Source organism: Vibrio sp. B1FIG11 (assembly GCF_905175335.1).
GTDB classification, from domain to species: domain Bacteria; phylum Pseudomonadota; class Gammaproteobacteria; order Enterobacterales; family Vibrionaceae; genus Vibrio; species Vibrio campbellii.
The window spans coordinates 495,730-517,328 of sequence record NZ_HG992751.1 but is presented as its reverse complement, the minus strand read 5'-3'; the positions used below and the strand labels follow the sequence as shown (position 1 = coordinate 517,328).

The window sequence follows — 21,599 nt, the reverse complement described above, 5'->3', positions numbered from 1 at the left end:
CGCTCAGGTGAGTAGTATCCTTCTATACGAGTCGCGGTGTTATCGACCCTAGCTTGTGCATCACCTCAGGAGCGGAACAAGCAATCAAATAAAGTTCGTCATCAATAACGTAGTAAATCGCGTTCTGCTGGAACTTATTGGCCAACTCTACCGCCGCTTGTGGGGTTAACTCCGCAGCGTAACTTTCTTCCAACCACTCAAATGCCTGATCGCCTACCGTGACAGGCACGTACTTTACGTGGTTTAATTGTTTCTCGAGCTTATGATTACTTATGCAATTCTCTTCTTTTGACCGCAAATTACTGTAAGGGTTCCAAGCAGTTATCACTGCGTAGCTGGTAACCTGCCATTCAGCATGAAAACGGAAGAAAGACTTTGAATAAGCATTCCATAACGATGCGTCTATGTTCGTATTACTTTTTTCTATCATAACTCTTAAACGATTAATAACAGTTACATTTCATCAATTGATGTAAATCAACAAACTGAATGGAATTAACATTTGAGCATTGTTAGCATGCTGTTAACAATATAAAATCCGCTCCATATCTTAGGGTGTTTACGTTTCAGGCCCCATAAATACTGGAATTGAAAGGTAAACAAGCCCTATAGAATAAACGTCGCCATTGGATACTGGTGAGTTGGCAAAATTCCAAGGAGGGCGGATAACTGAAAGAAGTGTTTTTTGATCAACTTGATTTATTATCAAAATCACATTACCTGTATGTTATATTTTTGCCTAGAATTTATTCTATTAGCACAATTTTGTCACAAATTTAGGTACCGCCAATGCAAACCCCGCAGATTCTTATCGTTGAAGATGAGCAAGTAACTCGTAACACTCTTAAGAGTATTTTTGAAGCAGAGGGATACGCTGTTTTTGAAGCCAGTGACGGTGAAGAGATGCACCAAGTGTTGTCTGAAAATTCAATCAACTTGGTTATTATGGACATTAATCTTCCAGGCAAGAATGGTCTCCTTCTAGCACGTGAACTTCGCGAGCAAGCGAACATCGCTCTGATGTTCCTAACTGGTCGTGACAATGAAGTAGACAAGATCCTAGGTCTTGAAATTGGTGCTGATGACTACATCACTAAACCATTTAACCCACGTGAACTGACTATCCGTGCGCGCAACCTGCTAAGCCGCTCTATGAGCACTAACGCTGTACAGGAAGAGAAACGCTCGGTAGAAAAATACGAGTTCAACGGTTGGGTGCTAGACATCAACAGCCGCTCGCTAGTGAGCCCAGCTGGTGATAGCTACAAACTGCCTCGTTCTGAGTTCCGTGCTCTACTGCACTTCTGTGAGAACCCAGGTAAGATTCAAACTCGTGCTGATCTTCTTAAGAAGATGACTGGCCGTGAGCTTAAGCCACACGACCGTACTGTAGACGTAACTATCCGTCGTATTCGTAAGCACTTTGAATCAGTATCAGGTACACCAGAAATCATCGCGACAATTCACGGTGAAGGCTACCGCTTCTGTGGCGATCTAGAAGACTAATCTGCCCCAGTAAAAACAATAAGGGCTTGCTCTATGAGCAAGCCCTTTTTCTATCTGTAAATGAGCAAATAATACAAAAAACGTAATTAGTACAAACCTAGTGATTAGTACACCTTGTCGATTCGGATGCCTTTTTCGACTAACCAGCCTTTCTTACCTGCGTCATCCAACAAGAGTGCTAAATCGACCGACTTCTCCATATCCGCCTCAATTTGCCATACAAACGCCACTTCCCACTGATTTTCGCTATGAGTACGCAGTTCGAGCAGATCACCATCGATTTCCCACTCAGAGTCACCCTGCTTGATGATCAACGAATCAACGGTCAAGTTTGCGGGAAGTTCTTTATCGGCCTTCAAGTAAAGTGCGCCATGCACGTTCTGTTCTTGAACTTCGCCAATGGTTGGCATTAGATTTACCCACAGATTGCTTTTCAGTTCGACATTCACCTTATTCATGGTGATTTGACTGTCCTCTTGCCAACCAACCTGAGGAGCAGAACTACAACCCGCCAGAAGCGCCATTGCCAGTGCTGCCGATGCAAATTTCTTCATGTTATTTCCTCTGTTCCAACCAACTTTTCAAGACTTGAATATCGTTTTGATACTCGTTTTTAATTTCTTCGACCCAATCAGAGATGTTCTCCCACCATGCTGGCATATCTGGAGACTGCGCTTTTTGAGCAACACTTTGAATGTGTTTAAGACCAATGGAGCCCGCTGCACCTTTGATCTTGTGAGCTTCGGAGACAATGCCATCTTGGTCTTTCGCCGTCATATTTGAGTCGAGCACTTCAATATAATCCGGCATCATGTCTTCGAACATCTTGATGCTATCGTACACAGGCTTCACGCCCACGATATCCACGTATGACTCTAGCATATCCAAATCAAGCAAATGGGTATTGATCACTGGTGATGGGGTCGGTGTAACATCCTCAACCACTTCAGGCTCGATAACGACTTCTTCTTGGCTTTCAATACGATTAACGAAGAACTTATCAATCACTGCCTGCATTGCCTGAACCGCAAGCGGTTTGCTGATGGCATCGTCCATACCATTATCGAGATACTCGCGACGATCTTTCATGACGTTAGCCGTCAAGGCCACCAGCGGAGGCAGATTGTCGTAGTGCTCGCGATAGTACTTGGCTACATCAAAACCCGTCATGTCAGGCAATTGAATATCAAGCAGCGCTAAATCATATTCATCTGGCACAAAGTTCACTAGCGCCTCTTGGCCTGTCATTGCAACGGTCACGGTATGCCCTAAACTCTCAAGCAGTGACTTAGCAACGGTGACGTTCAACTCAATATCTTCCACCATAAAGATATTCAGGCGCACGTTATCGCGTTTTGCATCGACAACGGGCTCTGCGAGCTCAACAATTGGGACGTGAATGGACACGGTGAAGGTACTACCAAAGCCTTCTTCACTCGCTACGGTAATATCACCGTCCATCATGTTGATCAGCTGCTTAGAAACTGCCAAACCAATACCAGTGCCTACGGCATGCAGGTTATCTTTGCCAGATTTCACTTGATAGTACATAGCGAAGATCTTATCCAACTCTTCATCTGGAATACCGATGCCAGTATCTTCCACTTCCATGATGATGGTCGCGTAATCGTCTTCTACATCTGCGCTCACCGTCATCACTACGCCACCTTCTTTAGTGAATTTCATGGCGTTGCTAACGAGGTTCCAAATCACCTGACGCAGGCGGGTCGCATCTACTTCAATCGCTTTTGGCAACGAGCTCAGACGCTCTAGATCGAAGCGCAACCCTTTCTGCTCAGCCATCAGAGCCGAGATACTTTCGATTTCAGCGACGAAGTCTTCAAAGTTCAATGGGGCTGGTAACAGCTCCAACTTACGACGGTCGAACTTGTCCATATCGATGATGTCGTTGAAGATGTTGCCCAAAGTAATAGCACTGACATTAATGGTTTGCATGTGCTTACGCTGCTCTTCAGTCAACTGACTATCAAGCAACATACGGCTCAAGCCAACGATGCCATTTAATGGCGTACGCAGCTCATGACTGATCGTAGAGATAAACGTGGTTTTGTCACGGCTGGCTTTTTCTAGTGATTCTTCGTGGCGTTTACGCTCAGTGATATCACGGCCGAAACCAACCAGACCAAGATGGCGGCCATCTTTGCTGTAGAACGGCACCTTGCGCAGCTCAAAGTAATGTTTACGTCCGTCAGGGTATTCCAACCATTGTTCGTAAGTAATAGCTTGATTGTCGGCAAAGACTTTTTGGTCGGTATCGACGATATGCTCCGCTACTTCTTTGCTGTAGACATCCCACGGGCTCAAGCCGACTAATTGGTGCTCTTTCTTACCAGTTAGCTCTTCCATCGCGCGGTTACAGCCCGAGAAAACACCGTCAGCGTTACGGTAGTAAATCAAGTCTGGAGATGCATCGATAAAAGAACGCAACAGTGCCGTACGCTCGGCAAGCTCAAGCTGAGTACGTTCACGTTGGAAAACTTCGTTCTCAAGATCTTGCATCGCTTCTTCGCGAGCTTCTTCGGCTTTAATGCGCTCTTCAATCTCTTGGTTGAGCTTCTCAATGTTCTGCTGTAGCTGGAAGTTCAGCTCTTGGTCACGCGAACGCATGTCTTTAAGCTTAGACACCAACTTGGTTAGTCTTTGACGTGACTCTTCTAGTTGATCGACTACCACAGATAGGAAGTACACCGCCCAAGGGGTGATCAACAAACCAAAGAACACTGAACGGACAATATCAATATCGTCGACATTGCCTTTCAGCGCTAAGGTAATCCCCACTTGCACCACAACAGCCAATGCCACCAACGCCAGCGCCAGCAATATCGAGAAACGGACAATCCCCAGTTTGACCAATAGGTCAACATAGTACTGGGCGAGATTTTTCATGGGCTTCATTCACTACTCCACGGAACAAGCTAGATATCGAACCCTGACAAAATGAAAAGCGAAACCGCTGAGCGAAGAAGCAACAACGATTTACCTATTTGAAAGACACACGGATGGAGTAGCGGTGTTTCAGGGCTCATCAACGCCTCATCCTATGTGCTTGCAGTTTAACGTGTTTAATACGGTGATTTAAACTGCCTACTCTCAACTTAGAGCAAGCGGTCACAAAGCGTTAGTAAGAACTTGGATGAACACTGGTGCAATCGCGGCCATCAGCCTTGGCTTGGTAAAGCGCACTGTCTGCCATTGCAACGCCCATTTCTGGCTCATCACCATGATGAGGAACATAAGCGACAAAACCGATACTGACTGTCAGTCGGTCCGATGTGTTTGAACTGCGATGTTCGACCGCCAGTTCGTGAATTTGCTCATGGATGCGCTGCGCGACTTTCAGCGCTCCCTCCGTCGTCGTATTAGGCAGAATGAAAGCGAACTCTTCACCACCGTAACGCGCCACGCAGTCAGAAGATCGGCTCGCGACTTGTTGGAATACCGCAGCCACCTTCACTAAGGCTTCATCACCTTGCTGATGGCCGTAGCAATCGTTGTAGTCTTTGAAGAAGTCGATATCACATAGCATGATGGTCAGTGGTAACTTCTCACGAATATGGTGGTACCAAAGGGTATGCAGTTGCTCATCGAAACGACGACGGTTGGCCACTTGAGTTAAGCTGTCTGAGAAGCTGAGCTTCTCTAGTTCTAAATTCGCTTCTTCAAGTTTCTGTTCAGCAAGATAACGCTCTGAAATATCACGTGCCATGATCAACACGCCATTGGTGCCAGAGGCTTTATCTTTGAACGGCGATTTCACCACATCAAACCATGTGTAGTAACCATCGGTGCTGCTCACTTTATCGATGTATCGAATTGGCTGAGTTTGTTGTAAAGCCTGTAGGTCACTCGCTTCTAAGCGGATATAGATATCCTCAGGAATGACATCTTGCAGGCGCTTACCAATCAAATCTCCCACATCGGAAATGCCGAGAGCGTTAACAAAGGGTTTATTACAAGCTTGGTAAACCATGTTCTCATTGAAGATACCGATCGAGTCCGGGCTGGCATCCAGAATGGTTTGTAAAATGGTATCGCGCTGTGCCAAAGCGACTTCGGTATCTTTACGGCGCTCCATCTCATCACGCAGGTTCTGCTGCATCTTGTGCCATTCAGTGACATCATGGCTGATAGACAAGGTGCCGATCATCTCCCCACTCTGAGAGACTAACGAACTCTGATTAACTTCAAGCAAACAACTTCGTCCTTGAGGGTCTGTCGTCCAACGACGCTCACTTTTTCTCGTCGCGATCGGGCTAATGTTTGCAGAACAGGCTTCTTCTCTCCGCCCCTCCCAGAAAAGATCAAACGCTCGGTTAGTTGTTAACACTTTGCCCTGCTGATCTTGTAAGCAAATCAACTCAGATAGAGAATCGATCGCAGAGCGAGCAATGCCTAATTTTTCTAGTTCTTTCTGCTGCTCTTGAAGTGTCGCTTGATAAGGTTGAGCGTAGATAATCCAGACACGATGACCACGCAGCACACTCTTTTTACCAGACAGTTCAACTTTGACGTTTTCTGTTTCGGATAACCGCCAATCAAATAATTGATGGCGGAAATGGCGGCTGGAAAAGCTATCGAGTAGTGCCACCAGCTCTTCAGAGTGAAAAGAGGCAGGATAAAGAAAGCCAGAACCTAATGCACGGATGCCAAGTAATTGCATCGCAGGATCGTTAGAAAGCAGTAATTGACCATGACTTGCGTCGAGTACAAGTACGGGGTAAGGAGAGTCAGTAACGAGGTGTTTTAAAGCGGATTGGAATCGCAGATAGATCAGCGTAACAGTGATTACACATACCACAGAGAGCAGGACCACAAATCCGTAGTCGCCCTGCCCATCCCAGAGCCAATTGAGTAACTGATCCATTTTTCCGACCTTAAAAGCAAATCGGGAGAAATATAACAGTTCTTAATCGATCATTCTGCCTTTAATTCTGGTTTGCTATAGATGAAAGCATCACCAGTTAAGCTACCTTGTGCGCCCTCTCGGTCCAATGCGCGACCAATTTCGGTCATCGCGAGCCAACGGTTCTCACACCACAGTGGTGATAGCAAGGTTGGACGACGCGCCGCAGAAGAAACACGATGATAAATCACCTCTTTTGGCGTCATGCGGATCATTTCACTGGCGATAGCCACATACCCTTCAAGCTCAGGCGCTTCTAGCTTTCCAGCACGCCACGCTTTTGCCATAGTACTGCCTTCGACAATATGTAGACCGTGAAGCTTGATGCCGTCAGTACCGACTTCGAGCACTTTACGCAGTGTTTCAACATTGTCGTCGCGTGTCTCTTTCGGCAAACCAACAATCAGGTGAGTGCACACTTTAATACCAAGTGCACGAGCACGCTTGGTGATTTCTGCGTAGCACTCAAAATCATGACCGCGGTTGATACGCTTGAGGGTGTCATTGTTGGCCGTTTGAAGACCTAGCTCTAGCCAAATCTCATAGCCTTGATTCACGTAATCCGAAAGCAGATCTAATACCGCATCAGGAACGCAATCAGGACGAGTGCCCACACAAAGGCCGACGATATCAGCCGCCTTGAGGGCTTCTTCGTACATGTTTTTAAGAACTTGTACTTCTGCATAGGTACTGGTGTACGCCTGAAAATAAGCCAGATACTTCTTCGCTCGATGGATCTCTCCAGCGCGATCTTTCAATTGATCGTGAATGCTTTTGATCTGCACTTCTTCGTCAGCAAACGAAGCCACATTACAGAATGTACAACCACCTCGGCCAATCGTGCCGTCGCGGTTTGGGCAGCTAAAGCCACCATGTAAAGTCAGCTTATGGACTTTTTCGCCGTAACGACGCTGAAGATCTTGGCCTAATGTGTTGACCAACTCATGTAACTGCATAGATTCTCACCAATAGTAAACCGTAATAAATCTCACTACGATTCATGTAAATAAATTACATCCCTGCAAGAAAAAACAAATAATTCTAGTCAATTCAAACAAACAGGTAGCGGTGTGAAATCAATAAAACTGCATAAAACCAACTCAAAAACCGCAATGTTGCGCAAATGTTAAACAAAAAGTGAATATTTAAACGAAAAAATTGGGTCACAAAAGCGACTTTTCGTTGCATTCTCAAGTCACAAAATTGTAGGATACTTACACAACCCCGTTGTTTTTGTGACTTTTATTACAACAATAACTGCGGGAATTGTCGGCGATACCCCGCTCCCACCTATATAAGTCACTAAATTGTGGCAATAAATAAAGGGATATCACCAAGGATTGTTTTTCTCGCAAAATTTTTCCTGCGAGATACGGAAAGGAATCAAGACTGGTCAACCTCGGCCAGTGGCGAATCATAAATATAAAGGACAAGACGCAAAGAGCGCACCTAAGGCAGTCGAGATCTGTCCGGGATTCTTGCGTCGACATTGAACTGGAAGGATGTATCTATGGTAGATAGAGAGCAAAATCCACAGGGTCTGTACACTCCGGAGCTGGAGCATGACGCTTGTGGTATCGGTTTTGTTGCTCACCTTAAAAACCGTAAATCTCATGAAGTAGTGACTCAAGCATTGGATATGCTTGCTCGCATGGAACACCGTGGTGGTCAAGGTTGTGACCCATGCAGCGGTGACGGTGCGGGTATCTTGCTACAAAAACCTCATGAATTCCTATTAGAAGAAGCCGTTAAGTTAGGCATCAAATTGCCTTCGTTTGAAAAGTATGGTGTTGGTGTCGTTCTTTTCCCGAAAGACGAATACAAACGCGAGCAGTGCCGTGACATTCTAGAACGTAACGCACAGCGTCTAGATCTTGAAGTTATCGGCTACCGTGTATTGCCGACCGATAACTCAATGATCGGTGCAGACCCACTAAGCACTGAGCCTCAGTTTGAGCATGTGTTTATCTCTGGTGGTCCTGGCATCACACCTGAAGAGCTAGAGCGCAAACTGTACGTACTTCGTAACTACACTGTACGAGTTTGCCTAGAAAGCGTTTCGAACATTGGTGACGACTTCTACATTAACTCCATGTCTTACAAGACATTGGTGTACAAAGGTCAGTTAACGACCGAGCAAGTACCTCAGTACTTCCTTGATCTACAAAACCCGACCATGGTGACTGCACTAGCACTTGTACACTCTCGTTTCTCTACCAACACCTTCCCGAAATGGCGTCTTGCACAGCCTTTCCGTTACATTGCCCACAACGGTGAAATCAATACAGTTCGCGGTAACTTGAACTGGATGAAAGCCCGTGAAGCAATTCTAGAATCAGACCTGTTTACTCAGGCTGAAATCGACATGCTTCTTCCAATCTGTCAGGAAGGCAGCTCGGATTCATCTAACTTCGACATGGCACTTGAGCTCCTAGTTCTTTCTGGTCGCAGCCTGCCACACGCATTGATGATGATGATCCCGGAAGCATGGCAAGAAAACAAAAACATGGATCCTAAACGTCGCGCGTTCTATCAGTACCACGCGAACATCATGGAACCATGGGATGGTCCTGCTTCAGTATGTTTTACTGATGGTGTTCAAGTTGGTGCGACACTAGACCGTAACGGTTTGCGCCCTTCTCGCTACACAGTGACCAAAGACAACTTCCTAGTAATGGCATCTGAATCTGGTGTTGTGGATATTGAGCCAGAGAACGTTGAGTTCCGTGGTCGTCTACAACCAGGTCGTATCTTCGTTGCAGACCTAGAGCAAGGTCGCATCATCTCTGATGAAGAAGTGAAAGACACCATTGCAACGGCGCAGCCTTACGAGAAGTGGGTAGAAGAAAACCTACTGAGCTTGAAGAAGTTGCCAGATGCGAGCAACCAGTTCAGCCAACCTTCTCCTGAGCGCTTGCTACACCGTCAACAAGCTTTCGGTGTGAGCACTGAAGAAGTGAACGAAATCATCGTTCCAATGGCGAATGATGCGAAAGAGCCATTATCAGCAATGGGTGCCGACTGGCCTCTTGCGGTTCTATCTCATCAATCTCAGCATCTTTCAAACTACTTCAAGCAGCTGTTTGCACAGGTAACTAACCCACCGATCGACCCGATCCGTGAGCGTATGGTTATGTCGCTGAACACTTACTTGGGTAAAGACCAAAACCTTCTGACTGAAACACCACTTCACTGTCAGAAAGTAGAATTGGAATCGCCTGTTCTGGCGAACTCTGAGCTTGAAAAGCTGCGTGCGATCGATAACGAGCACCTACAAGCGAAGACGCTGGATATAGTGTTCCAAGCCAATGAAGATCAAGGCAAGCTTGAACGTGCACTAAAACGTATCTGCCAATACGCAGAAGACGCGGTTATCGATGGTTACTCAATCATCCTACTAACTGACCGTGCAGTGAACTCAAACCACGCAGCGATTCCAGCAATGCTGGCAGTTGGCGCAGTGCACCACCACTTGATCCGTAAAGGTCTACGTGCGAAGTGTGACATCGTGGTTGAAACTGGTGACGCGCGTGAAACGCACCACTTTGCAACGCTACTTGGTTACGGTGCGAATGCGGTTAACCCATACCTAGTAATTGAAACCATCATTGAACTTCAACGTACTAAGAAGTTGGATCCAGAAGCGAACCCTCGCGATCTGTTCAACAACTACCGGAAAGCGATCAATGGCGGTCTTCTGAAGATCTTCTCGAAGATGGGTATCTCTACGCTACAGTCATACCACGGCGCGCAAATCTTCGAAGCATTGGGCATCCACAAGTCAGTGGTCGACAAATACTTCACAGGTACAGTTTCTCGTATCCAAGGTCTCACCCTTGATGATATCGCCAAAGAAGTGCTGATCCGTCACCGCATCGGTTACCCACAACGCGAAATCCCAATTCAAATGCTGGATGTTGGCGGTGTCTACCAGTGGAAACAGCGTGGTGAGAAGCACCTATTCAACCCAGAAACCATTTCTCTACTGCAAGAGTCTACGCGCAACAAGAACTACGATCAGTTCAAGCAATACGCGACTGCAGTAGATAAGCAAGGTGACAACGCGGTAACTCTGCGTAGCCAACTTGAGTTCATTAAGAACCCTGCCGGTTCTATCTCTATCGACGAAGTCGAGCCAATTGAGAGCATCGTGAAACGCTTCGCGACAGGTGCAATGTCATTCGGTTCTATTTCTTACGAAGCACACTCCACACTAGCTGTTGCGATGAACCGTCTTGGCGCGAAATCGAACTCTGGTGAAGGTGGTGAAGACCCAATGCGTTTCGAGCGCAAAGAGAACGGCGATTGGGAACGCTCTGCAATCAAGCAGGTGGCTTCTGGTCGTTTCGGCGTAACCTCTTACTACCTAACTAACGCTGAAGAGCTGCAAATCAAAATGGCTCAAGGTGCGAAGCCAGGTGAAGGTGGTCAGCTACCAGGCGATAAAGTAGATGACTGGATCGGTGCAACACGTCACTCGACTCCGGGCGTTGGCCTTATCTCGCCACCACCACACCACGATATCTATTCAATCGAAGATTTGGCTCAGCTGATCTACGACTTGAAGAACGCGAACCGCGCAGGTCGTGTAAACGTGAAACTAGTATCGGAAGCTGGCGTAGGTACGATCGCTTCTGGTGTAGCGAAAGCGAAAGCGGACGTTGTACTTATCGCAGGTTTCGACGGTGGTACAGGTGCATCCCCAATGTCTTCAATCCGTCATACCGGTCTTCCTTGGGAACTTGGCTTGGCAGAAACGCACCAAACGCTACTGAAGAACGGTCTGCGTAACCGTATCGTGGTTCAAGCGGATGGTCAGATGAAGACACCTCGCGACCTAGCAGTGGCAACACTACTTGGTGCAGAAGAATGGGGCGTGGCAACCGCAGCCCTAGTGGTTGAAGGTTGTATTATGATGCGTAAGTGTCATAAGAACACCTGTCCTGTTGGTATCGCAACTCAAAACAAGACGCTTCGTGAGCGCTTTGATGGTCGCGTAGAAGACGTCGTAACCTTCTTCCAATACATGGCACAAGGTCTACGTGAAATCATGGCTGAACTTGGCTTCCGCACTATCGATGAGATGGTCGGTCAAGGCCAGAAACTGAAGATTCGCCAAGACGTTTCTCACTGGAAATACAAGAACCTAGATCTGTCCCCTGTTCTCCACGTTGAACAACCACGCGAAGCGGACGGCGTATTCAACCAAGCAGAGCAGAACCACAACTTAGAAGAAGTACTAGACCGTAAGCTGATTCAAGCAGCGATTCCTGCACTCGAGAAAGGCGAAGCGGTGAATGCCGAGTTCCCTATCGTTAACACGGACCGCTCTGCAGGTACCATGTTGTCGAACGAAATCTCGAAAGTGTACAAAGATGCCGGTCTGCCTCAGCCAATGAACGTGAAGTTCAAAGGCTCTGCGGGTCAGTCATTCGGCGCATTCCTAGCTAAGGGCGTGAAGTTCGAAGTGGAGGGCGACGCGAACGACTACTGGGGTAAAGGCTTATCTGGCGGTACCTTGGTGCTGTACCCAGATGCGAAATCAAGCATTGTCGCGGAAGACAACATCGTGGTTGGTAACGTGTGTTTCTACGGTGCAACTTCGGGTGAGTCTTTCATTCGCGGTATGGCTGGTGAACGTTTCTGTGTTCGTAACTCAGGCGCGAAAGTCGTAGTAGAAGGCGTCGGTGACCACGGTTGTGAATACATGACGGGCGGTGCAGCCATCATCCTTGGTTCAACAGGTCGTAACTTTGCCGCAGGTATGAGTGGCGGCGTGGCTTACGTATGGGATAAATCAGGTGACTTTGAGTCAAAACTGAACCCAGAATTAGTAGACCTAGATCCAATCGAGCAAGAAGACAGAGATTTATTACTCGACATGCTAACTAAGCATGTTCAATTCACAGGAAGTGAAGTCGCTCAGTCTTTCCTAGACAACTTTGAAGCAAGCCTAGCCTCTATGGTTAAGGTAATGCCGCGTGACTACAAAGCGGTTCTTCAAAAGCGTAAAGCTGAAGCACAGTCTCAAGGAAACGAAACTCAAGTGGAGGCCGTATAATGGGTAAGCCTACTGGATTTTTAGAGCATGGTCGTGAACTACCACAGAAGATCGACCCAGCTGAACGCATCAAGAACAACAAAGAGTTCGTTCTGAACGAGGAGTTTGGTGACAAGATCAATACTCAGGCTTCTCGTTGTATGGATTGTGGTGTGCCATTTTGTCATAACGGCTGCCCTATCGGTAACATCATCCCAGAGTTTAACGATGCGGTTTATCGTGATAGCTGGGAAGAAGCTTGGAACATTCTAAGCTCAACCAATAACTTCCCAGAGTTTACTGGTCGTGTTTGCCCTGCTCCATGTGAAAGTGCTTGTGTACTTGGCATCAACCAAGATCCAATCACTATCTGTAACATCGAGAAAACCATCGTAGAAACGGCGTATCGTGAAGGTTACGCTAAGCCAAAAACACCACGTTCTCGCACAGGCAAAACCGTTGCGATCATCGGTTCGGGCCCTGCTGGCCTTGCGGCTGCTGAGCAGCTAAACAGCGCTGGTCATACTGTGACGGTATTCGAGCGAGACGAGAAAGTGGGCGGTCTGCTGCGTTTTGGTATCCCAGATTTCAAACTGGGTATGGACGTGATTGATCGTAAGATCAACCTGATGGCAGAAGCGGGTATTGAATTCAAAGTTAACCAACACGTTGGTGTTGATGTGAATGCTCAGCAGCTGCGTCAAGAATTCGATGTGGTTCTGCTGACTGGTGGTTCAACTGTTCCTCGTGATTTGCCAGTTCCGGGTCGTGAACTAAAAGGCGTTCACTTCGCAATGGAATTCCTAGGTCAAAACAACCGCCGTGCCAACAATATGGATCTTAAGGGTGAAGAACTTCACGCCGCGGGTAAACATGTTGTCGTTATCGGTGGTGGTGATACGGGTTCTGACTGTGTAGGTACATCAAACCGCCACGGTGCAGCAAGCATCACTCAGGTTGAAATCATGCCGATTCCACCAGAGAAACGCCCTGCCAATATGCCATGGCCACAGTACCCGATGATCCTACGTACTTCGACGTCTCATGAAGAAGGCGTTGATCGTCACTGGAATATCCTAACCAAAGAGTTCATCGGCAATGACAAAGGTGAAGTTACAGGCCTTCGTTTAGCTGATATCGTTTGGCAAGATGCAAAACCTGGCGAGCGCCCAAGCTTCAAAGAAGTAGAAGGTAGCGAGCGTGTGATTCCATGTGATATGGCATTCCTAGCGATGGGCTTCCTGCATCCAGAACCAACAGGTGTACTTGCTCAATTGGATATCGCATTAGATGATCGCGGTAACGTAGCAACTCAAGGTTTTGCTACTAACCAAGAAGGCGTATTTGCAGCTGGTGATATGCGAACAGGCCAATCTTTGGTGGTTCGTTGTATCAATGAAGGCCGCGAATGTGCCCGTGCTATCGATGATTACCTAATGGGTGGCACGAACCTAGAAGCAAAAGCAGATTCACTGATGCTTTCAGCTTAAAGGGAGTGCGCTCACTTCCTCTTTTCGAGGCATAAACCCAGCCATCAGTACTATCGATGGCTGGTCGTCAGGAAAGAAAACAGTTCCTTCCAATCTTTTTATTTTGACCAGCATTTTGTGCTGGTCTTTTTTATTCCCGCCAGAATCAAATGTTACTTTTTTGTAACAATCACTTTTCTATCTCACTGTTTTTATTGAACTATTTCAGCCAATTAAATGGTAAATCGCATTTTCACGCGATGATTCACTAATAACTTGACCTTTTTTACAATAAGCTATAGCTTGTGAAGTTGGTGAAAATAAAACACACAATTTTTGTTAAGATATTTGACGAATTTTATTGAATAGATATACATAAAACTTAGAAAGTGACGCATAGTTAGTCATCATTATCAACTTGAGCAGTGTTGATATATCTGTCGGGATGACAGATAAGCAAAGGGAGAATTGCAATGGCTCTTTATGATCCAAGTCTTGAGAAAGACAACTGTGGATTTGGCTTAATCGCGCACATGGAAGGCGAGCAAAGTCACAAGCTGGTACGTACAGCAATTTCTGCACTTGATCGAATGACCCACCGTGGTGGTATCGCCGCCGATGGTAAAACCGGTGATGGTTGTGGTCTTCTTCTACAAAAGCCCGATTCCTATTTACGCCTTATCGCTGAAGAAAATGGCTTCAACCTTGGCAAGCAATACGCCGTAGGGATGATTTTCTTCAACCAAGACCCGGTGAAAGCTCAACTCGCCAAAGACATCATCAACAAAGAGCTCGCACAAGAGACTTTGACGGTAGCAGGGTGGCGTGAAGTACCAACCAATTCAGAAGTACTCGGCCCAATCGCCGCCGATTCACTTCCAGACATTCAACAAGTCTTTATCTCTGCTCCGGCAGGCTGGCGCGAGCGTGACATTGAACGTCGCCTCTATATCGCACGCCGTCGCATCGAGAAACAAATTACAGAAGATCCTGACTTCTACATCTGTAGCTTGTCGACACAAGTTCTGGTGTACAAAGGCTTGTGCATGCCTGCGGACTTACCGCGCTTCTATCTTGATCTTGCTGATCTACGCATGGAGTCTGCTATCTGCCTGTTCCACCAGCGTTTTTCAACCAATACTCAACCTCGTTGGCCTCTGGCTCAACCGTTCCGTTACCTCGCTCATAATGGTGAGATCAATACCATTGAAGGTAACCGCCAATGGGCTCGCGCTCGTGCTTACAAGTTCTCATCACCACTGCTGCCCGACCTACAAACTGCGGCACCATTTGTGAACGAGACTGGCTCAGACTCTTCCAGCTTAGATAATATGTTGGATCTCTTTTTAGCAGGCGGTATGGATATCTTCCGTGCCATGCGCATGCTTGTGCCACCAGCATGGCAAAACCACCCAGATATGGACCCAGATCTGCGAGCGTTTTATGACTTCAACTCCAAACATATGGAGCCATGGGATGGTCCGGCAGGTATTGTTCTGTCCGATGGTCGATACGCCGCATGTAACTTAGATCGTAATGGTCTGCGTCCTGCACGTTATGTGATAACTAAAGACAGGCTGATCACTCTAGCATCAGAGATCGGTATTTGGGATTACGCTCCGGATGAGGTTGCCGAAAAAGGGCGTGTTGGTCCTGGCGAACTGCTGGTTGTCGATACTCGCAAAGGCAAACTATGGCAATCAAGTGAGATCGATAACGATCTGAAATCCCGCCACCCTTACCGCGAATGGATGGAAAACAACGTTCGCAAACTCACTCCTTTTGCTCAGCTACCTGAAGATCAAGTGGGTGAGCGCAGCTTTGATGAAGACTTACTCAAGACTTATCAAAAGCAATTTGCTATGAGCAATGAAGAGGTCGATCAAGTACTGCGTGTTCTTGGTGATATGGGCCAAGAAGCGGTCGGCTCCATGGGTGATGACACCCCAATGGCCGTTCTCTCGTCGAAAGAGCGCTTGGTGACTGATTACTTCCGTCAGAAGTTCGCTCAGGTAACCAACCCGCCAATCGATCCATTGCGTGAGAAACACGTAATGTCACTGGCGACCAGTATCGGTCAGGAGATGAACGTCTTCTGTGAAACCGATGGCCACGCCTACCGAGTGACCTTCGATTCGCCAGTATTACTTTACTCAGACATGCAACAATTGCTTGAGCTTGGTGACGATCACTACCGTAATACCATTCTCGACATCAACTACGATCCACAACAGAAAGATCTCAAACAAGCCATTGATGATCTCTGTGAACAAGCGGAACAGGTCGTACGTGAAGGCACGGTTCTAGTCGTGCTTTCAGATCGCGCTTTGGTCAAAGGCAAACTACCAATTCCTGCAGCAATGGCAGTCGGTGCGGTTCAAACTCGCTTGATCGATGCCAACTTACGTTGTGATGCCAACATTGTTGTTGAGACTGCAACAGCTCGTGACCCACACCAATTTGCTGTCTTGCTTGGCTTTGGTGCTACTGCGGTTTATCCATATCTTGCTTATGAAGCACTAGGTAAGCTGATTGATGATAAAGCGCTAGAAAAAGACTATCGCGATGTGATGCAAAATTACCAATACGGCATCAATAAAGGTCTGTACAAGATCATGTCGAAAATGGGTATTTCTACCATCGCCTCTTACCGTTGCTCGCAATTGTTTGAAGCAGTTGGCCTGAGCCAAGAAGTGGTCGATTTGTGCTTTAAAGGGGTAACAACTCGTATTGAAGGTGCAAACTTCGACGACTTCCAACAAGATTTGTACAACCTTTCTCGTAAAGCTTGGGCGAAACGTAAAGCCATCGAGCATGGTGGATTATTGAAATATGTCCACGGTGGTGAATATCACGCCTACAACCCAGACGTGGTTGGCACACTGCAAACTGCGGTGAAATCAGGCGAAAGTAATGATTATCAGAGCTTTGCTAAGCAGGTGAACCAACGCCCTGTAGCCATGCTACGAGACTTAATGTCGCTGAAAAAATCAGACTCACCGCTACCTTTAGAGCAAATTGAGCCTAGCACTGAGCTCTTCAAGCGCTTTGATTCTGCGGCGATGTCTATTGGCGCACTTAGCCCAGAAGCGCACGAAGCACTTGCAACAGCGATGAACCGTCTTGGTGGTTACTCCAACTCCGGTGAAGGCGGTGAAGATCCACGTCGCTTCGGTACAGAGCGTAACTCGCGTATCAAGCAGATTGCTTCAGGTCGATTTGGTGTTACCCCTCACTACCTAACCAATGCAGACGTACTGCAGATCAAGGTCGCACAGGGTGCGAAGCCGGGCGAAGGTGGTCAGTTACCAGGACACAAAGTCACCGCAGAAATTGCAAAACTGCGTTATTCGGTACAGGGGGTGACTCTGATCTCCCCTCCTCCGCACCACGATATTTATTCGATTGAAGACTTAGCCCAGCTGATCTTTGACCTAAAACAAGTCAATCCAAATGCGCTGGTTTCGGTGAAGTTAGTTTCTGAACCAGGCGTCGGCACCATCGCAACAGGTGTCGCGAAGGCCTACGCTGATCTCATTACCATCTCGGGTTACGACGGCGGTACCGCAGCAAGCCCACTAACCTCAGTGAAATACGCAGGTAGCCCTTGGGAGTTGGGACTAGCAGAGACACAACAAGCACTGGTTGCTAATGGCCTACGCCATAAGATCCGTCTGCAAGTAGATGGTGGTCTAAAAACTGGTCTAGACGTGGTGAAAGCGGCAATTCTCGGTGCCGAAAGCTTCGGTTTTGGTACTGCGCCAATGGTGGCAATGGGTTGTAAGTTCCTACGTATTTGTCACCTCAACAACTGTGCTACTGGCGTTGCAACTCAAGACGAGACGCTGCGTAAAGAGTACTTCAAAGGTCTTCCGGAAATGGTGATGAACTACTTCATTGGTCTGGCGGACGAAGTACGCGGATTACTCTCTGAACTTGGTGTTGAAAAACTGACTGACTTGATTGGTCGTACCGATTTGTTGGAAACCGTTGAAGGTCTGACAGCAAAACAAACCAAGCTGGATTTGTCGAATATCCTTGAAGCACCAGTCTCTCCAGAAGGACACCCTCTTTACTGGACACAACCAAATACACCATTTGATAAAGCAGAGCTAAACAACAAGATCATCGAAGATGCACTACAAGCGGTTGAAAAACGTCAATCTGCTAGCTTCTTCTACAACGTGATCAACACTGATCGCTCTGTGGGTGCTCGCCTATCAGGTGAAATCGCTCAGCGTTATGGCAACCAAGGCATGGCGGCAACGCCAATCAAACTGCACTTGGATGGCACTGCTGGTCAGTCATTTGGCGTTTGGAATGCGGGTGGTGTAGAGCTTTACCTCACTGGCGATGCAAACGACTACGTAGGTAAAGGCATGGCTGGCGGTAAGGTGGTTATCAAACCTCACCTTGGCACTGCATTTAAGTGTAATGAAGCGACCATCATTGGTAACACCTGTTTGTACGGCGCGACCGGCGGTAAGCTGTTTGCGGCAGGTAAAGCAGGTGAGCGTTTTGGCGTACGTAACTCAGGTACGATTGCCGTCATCGAAGGCGCTGGCGATAACGCTTGTGAGTACATGACTGGCGGTATTGTTGCCATTCTTGGCGCAACGGGCGTGAACTTTGGCGCAGGCATGACTGGCGGTTTTGCTTACGTATTGGATGAGAACCAAGACTTCCAAGGTCGCGTGAACAACGAGTCTGTTGAAGCGATTTCTCTGTCAGATCTCTACATCCATCAAGAGCACTTACGTGGTCTTATTGCCGAACATCTTGAAGAAACCGGCTCTAGCCACGCAGAAGATATCTTGGCGAACTTTGATGAATGGATTCCAAAGTTCTACTTGGTGAAACCACAAGCGGCGGACTTGCGCACGCTACTTGGCCACCAGAGTCGCAGTGCCGCAGAACTGCGCGTTCAAGCCCAGTAATCATGGAGGATGTTTGAATCATGAGTCAGAACGTTTATCAATTTATCGATGTTCAACGCGTAGATCCTGCGAAGAAGCCTATCAAAGTTCGTAAGATCGAGTTCGTTGAAATCTATGAACCGTTTACCAAACAACAAGCTACTGCACAGGCGGATCGCTGCTTGGATTGTGGTAACCCATATTGTGAATGGAAGTGCCCAGTCCACAACTACATCCCGCAATGGCTAAAGTTAGCCAATGAAGGTCGTATCCTTGAGGCCGTTGAGCTATCGCACCAAACTAACAGCTTGCCTGAAGTTTGTGGCCGAGTATGTCCACAAGATCGTCTGTGTGAAGGCTCTTGTACTCTCAACGAGGACTTTGGCGCTGTCACCATAGGTAACGTTGAAAAATACATTACCGACAAAGCCTTCGAAATGGGCTGGAAACCTGACATGTCCAAGGTGGAGTGGACCGATAAAAAGGTTGCCATCATTGGTGCAGGACCAGCAGGCTTGGCTGCCGCTGATATCCTAGTCCGCAATGGCGTGAAACCTGTCGTATTTGACCGCTATCCTGAAATTGGCGGCCTACTGACCTTCGGTATCCCTTCGTTCAAGCTTGAAAAAGGCGTGATGGAAAACCGCCGCCGCGTCTTCACCGAGATGGGCGTAGAGTTCAAGATGAACATCGAAGTAGGTAAAGATGTACAGATGCAAGAGCTACTTGATGAGTACGATGCCGTCTTTTTGGGTGTTGGTACTTACAAGTACATGCGTGCAGGACTAGAAAATGAAGGTGCGCCGGGCGTTTACGATGCTCTGCCATTCTTGATTTCAAATACTTACAAGGTCATGGGCTTGGAGCACGACAAACCTTTTATCGACATGGCAAAACAACGCGTAGTGGTACTCGGTGGTGGTGATACCGCAATGGACTGTGTTCGTACCTCTATCCGCCAAGGCGCGTCAAACGTGGTATGTGCTTACCGTCGTGATGAAGCCAATATGCCCGGCTCTCGCCGCGAGGTGAAAAACGCCAAAGAAGAAGGCGTGAAGTTTATGTTCAACCTCCAGCCTTTAGGAATTGAAGTCGATTCGTCAGGTAAGGTCTCGGGGGTCAAAGTGGTGAAAACCGCTCTTGGTGAGCCTGATGAAGCGGGTCGTCGCCGTCCAGAACCCGTCGAAGGCAGTGAGCACGTTCTACCAGCAGACGTCGTTATCATGGCGTTTGGTTTCCAACCACACAAAATGGATTGGTTAGCTCCGTTTGATGTCGAGTTGGACCAATGGGGCCGTATCAAAGCTCCTGCGAAACAAGAGTTCCAATTCCAGACCAGCAACAAAAAGATCTTCGCTGGTGGCGATGCGGTACGAGGCTCAGATCTGGTCGTGACCGCGATTGATGAAGGTCGAAAAGCCGCAGAAGGTATTCTCGATTACCTTGAAGTTTAATCACAGCTAACATCTCAAAAAGGATCCTACTATTGGATCCTTTTTTCTTTTATTACATATAATTAAATTCCTAAGATAAGGGATAGAACCAATGAAAAAAGCCGCTCTCCTTTCCATTACTTTGCTCGGCTTAACCGCTTGTAGCCAAGGAGTCACAACCATGACGGATCGTTCTCAATCACCTTGTGGTGACAAACCCAACTGCGTCTCCACCCAAGACACGCGTGAAGAATACAACCTAACACCATTCACCCTAACCGAATCCACGAACATCGATGCAATTGAGCAAGTGGCGCTTGAACTGCCAGGCGCGAAGACAGCCGTTAAAGAAGGCAATTATCTACGTATCGAATGCACATCTAAAATCATGCGCTTTGTGGACGATTTAGAGCTTAAGATCGAAGGCGACCAGCTTATTGTTCGTTCTGAATCTCGCGTTGGCTATTCAGACTTTGGCGTGAACCGTAAGCGTGCCGAACAATTACGTTCACTGTTGGCGAATGCTGAGTTAATCAAATAACGACCACATATTGGTGCAGAGTGGTATACTCTCGCCAACTTAAATTTTTATCGAAAGAGAGTGTTATGAAAGTTGGTATCATCGGTGCGATGGAACAAGAAGTCACCATCCTGAAAGAAGCAATGACAAACTGCCAAACAGTGAGCAAAGCAGGTTGTACGTTTTTCTCTGGTCAGATTAACGACGTTGATGTGGTACTGCTTCAATCTGGCATCGGTAAAGTAGCGGCGGCAGTAGGCACAACTATTCTGCTAGACGAGTACCAACCAGATGTGGTTATCAACACGGGCTCTGCAGGTGGCTTCGATTCAAGCCTAAACCTAGGCGACGTTGTAATCTCAACAGAAGTTCGTCACCACGATGCAGACGTAACTGCGTTTGGCTACGAAATGGGTCAAATGGCAGGCCAACCAGCGGCATTCAAAGCGGATGAGAAGTTAATGGACCTTGCTGAAAAAGCACTGGCTCAGATGGAAAACACTCACGCCGTTCGCGGCCTGATCTGTACTGGTGATGCGTTTGTTTGCACAGCAGAACGCCAAGAGTTTATCCGTAAACATTTCCCTTCAGTTATCGCTGTAGAGATGGAAGCATCTGCTATCGCTCAAACTTGTCACCAATTCAACACACCGTTTGTTGTTGTTCGTGCTATCTCTGACGTAGCAGACAAAGAATCGCCAATGAGCTTCGAAGAGTTCCTACCGCTAGCAGCGAAAAGCTCTTCAGAAATGGTATGCAAAATGTTGGAACTGACTAAGTAAGTCCCCAGA

At 47.3% G+C, this 21,599-nt stretch carries 12 protein-coding genes; 7 read left to right on the top strand and 5 right to left on the bottom strand.

Annotation, left to right across the window (positions count from 1 at the left end; translation table 11 throughout):
- Positions 1-22 precede the first annotated feature (22 nt).
- Positions 23-430: a DUF3293 domain-containing protein gene (locus KHO06_RS02385; protein WP_010646558.1), complete on the bottom strand. Its 408-nt coding sequence runs from the start codon at positions 428-430 to the stop codon at positions 23-25.
- 359 nt (positions 431-789) lie between these two features.
- On the opposite strand from KHO06_RS02385, the gene arcA reads away from it, so the two are divergent.
- Complete coding sequence (gene arcA / locus KHO06_RS02380) at positions 790-1,506, top strand: two-component system response regulator ArcA (RefSeq protein WP_005436194.1); 717 nt, start codon at positions 790-792, stop codon at positions 1,504-1,506.
- 104 nt (positions 1,507-1,610) lie between these two features.
- On the opposite strand, the gene KHO06_RS02375 is transcribed toward arcA, so the two are convergent.
- The 4 genes from KHO06_RS02375 to KHO06_RS02360 form a co-directional block, all read right to left on the bottom strand.
- Complete coding sequence (locus KHO06_RS02375) at positions 1,611-2,060, bottom strand: hypothetical protein (protein WP_038888973.1); 450 nt, start codon at positions 2,058-2,060, stop codon at positions 1,611-1,613.
- Position 2,061: 1 nt separating this feature from the next.
- Entirely contained in the window at positions 2,062-4,422 is a 2,361-nt protein-coding gene (gene arcB, locus KHO06_RS02370; RefSeq protein WP_012127010.1) for an aerobic respiration two-component sensor histidine kinase ArcB, read from the bottom strand.
- Positions 4,423-4,645: 223 nt separating this feature from the next.
- Complete coding sequence (locus KHO06_RS02365) at positions 4,646-6,391, bottom strand: diguanylate cyclase (protein WP_212582048.1); 1,746 nt, start codon at positions 6,389-6,391, stop codon at positions 4,646-4,648.
- A 50-nt stretch (positions 6,392-6,441) separates the two neighbouring features.
- Positions 6,442-7,386: a TIGR01212 family radical SAM protein gene (locus tag KHO06_RS02360; protein WP_212582047.1), complete on the bottom strand. Its 945-nt coding sequence runs from the start codon at positions 7,384-7,386 to the stop codon at positions 6,442-6,444.
- Positions 7,387-7,940: 554 nt separating this feature from the next.
- On the opposite strand from KHO06_RS02360, the gene gltB (KHO06_RS02355) reads away from it, so the two are divergent.
- From gltB (KHO06_RS02355) to mtnN, 6 genes are all read left to right on the top strand, one after another.
- Positions 7,941-12,491, top strand: coding sequence for a glutamate synthase large subunit (gltB, locus tag KHO06_RS02355; protein ID WP_212582046.1), 4,551 nt, complete (start codon positions 7,941-7,943; stop codon positions 12,489-12,491).
- Positions 12,491-13,960 carry a glutamate synthase subunit beta gene (locus KHO06_RS02350; RefSeq protein WP_005425389.1) on the top strand — a complete coding sequence of 490 codons (1,470 nt, stop codon included), beginning with the start codon at positions 12,491-12,493 and terminating at the stop codon, positions 13,958-13,960. The genes gltB (KHO06_RS02355) and KHO06_RS02350 overlap by 1 nt, the downstream gene beginning before the upstream one ends.
- Before the next feature lie 452 nt (positions 13,961-14,412).
- Complete coding sequence (gene gltB, locus KHO06_RS02345) at positions 14,413-18,876, top strand: glutamate synthase large subunit (RefSeq protein ID WP_212582045.1); 4,464 nt, start codon at positions 14,413-14,415, stop codon at positions 18,874-18,876.
- Positions 18,877-18,896: 20 nt separating this feature from the next.
- Positions 18,897-20,309 carry an FAD-dependent oxidoreductase gene (locus KHO06_RS02340; protein ID WP_182053318.1) on the top strand — a complete coding sequence of 471 codons (1,413 nt, stop codon included), beginning with the start codon at positions 18,897-18,899 and terminating at the stop codon, positions 20,307-20,309.
- A 91-nt stretch (positions 20,310-20,400) separates the two neighbouring features.
- The gene (locus KHO06_RS02335) at positions 20,401-20,829 is read left to right on the top strand and encodes a DUF1499 domain-containing protein (protein WP_038878196.1); all 429 of its coding nucleotides are present in this window, start codon (positions 20,401-20,403) and stop codon (positions 20,827-20,829) included.
- A gap of 65 nt (positions 20,830-20,894) precedes the next feature.
- Positions 20,895-21,590, top strand: coding sequence for a 5'-methylthioadenosine/S-adenosylhomocysteine nucleosidase (mtnN, locus tag KHO06_RS02330; protein ID WP_005436177.1), 696 nt, complete (start codon positions 20,895-20,897; stop codon positions 21,588-21,590).
- The last annotated feature ends 9 nt before the right edge of the window (positions 21,591-21,599 follow it).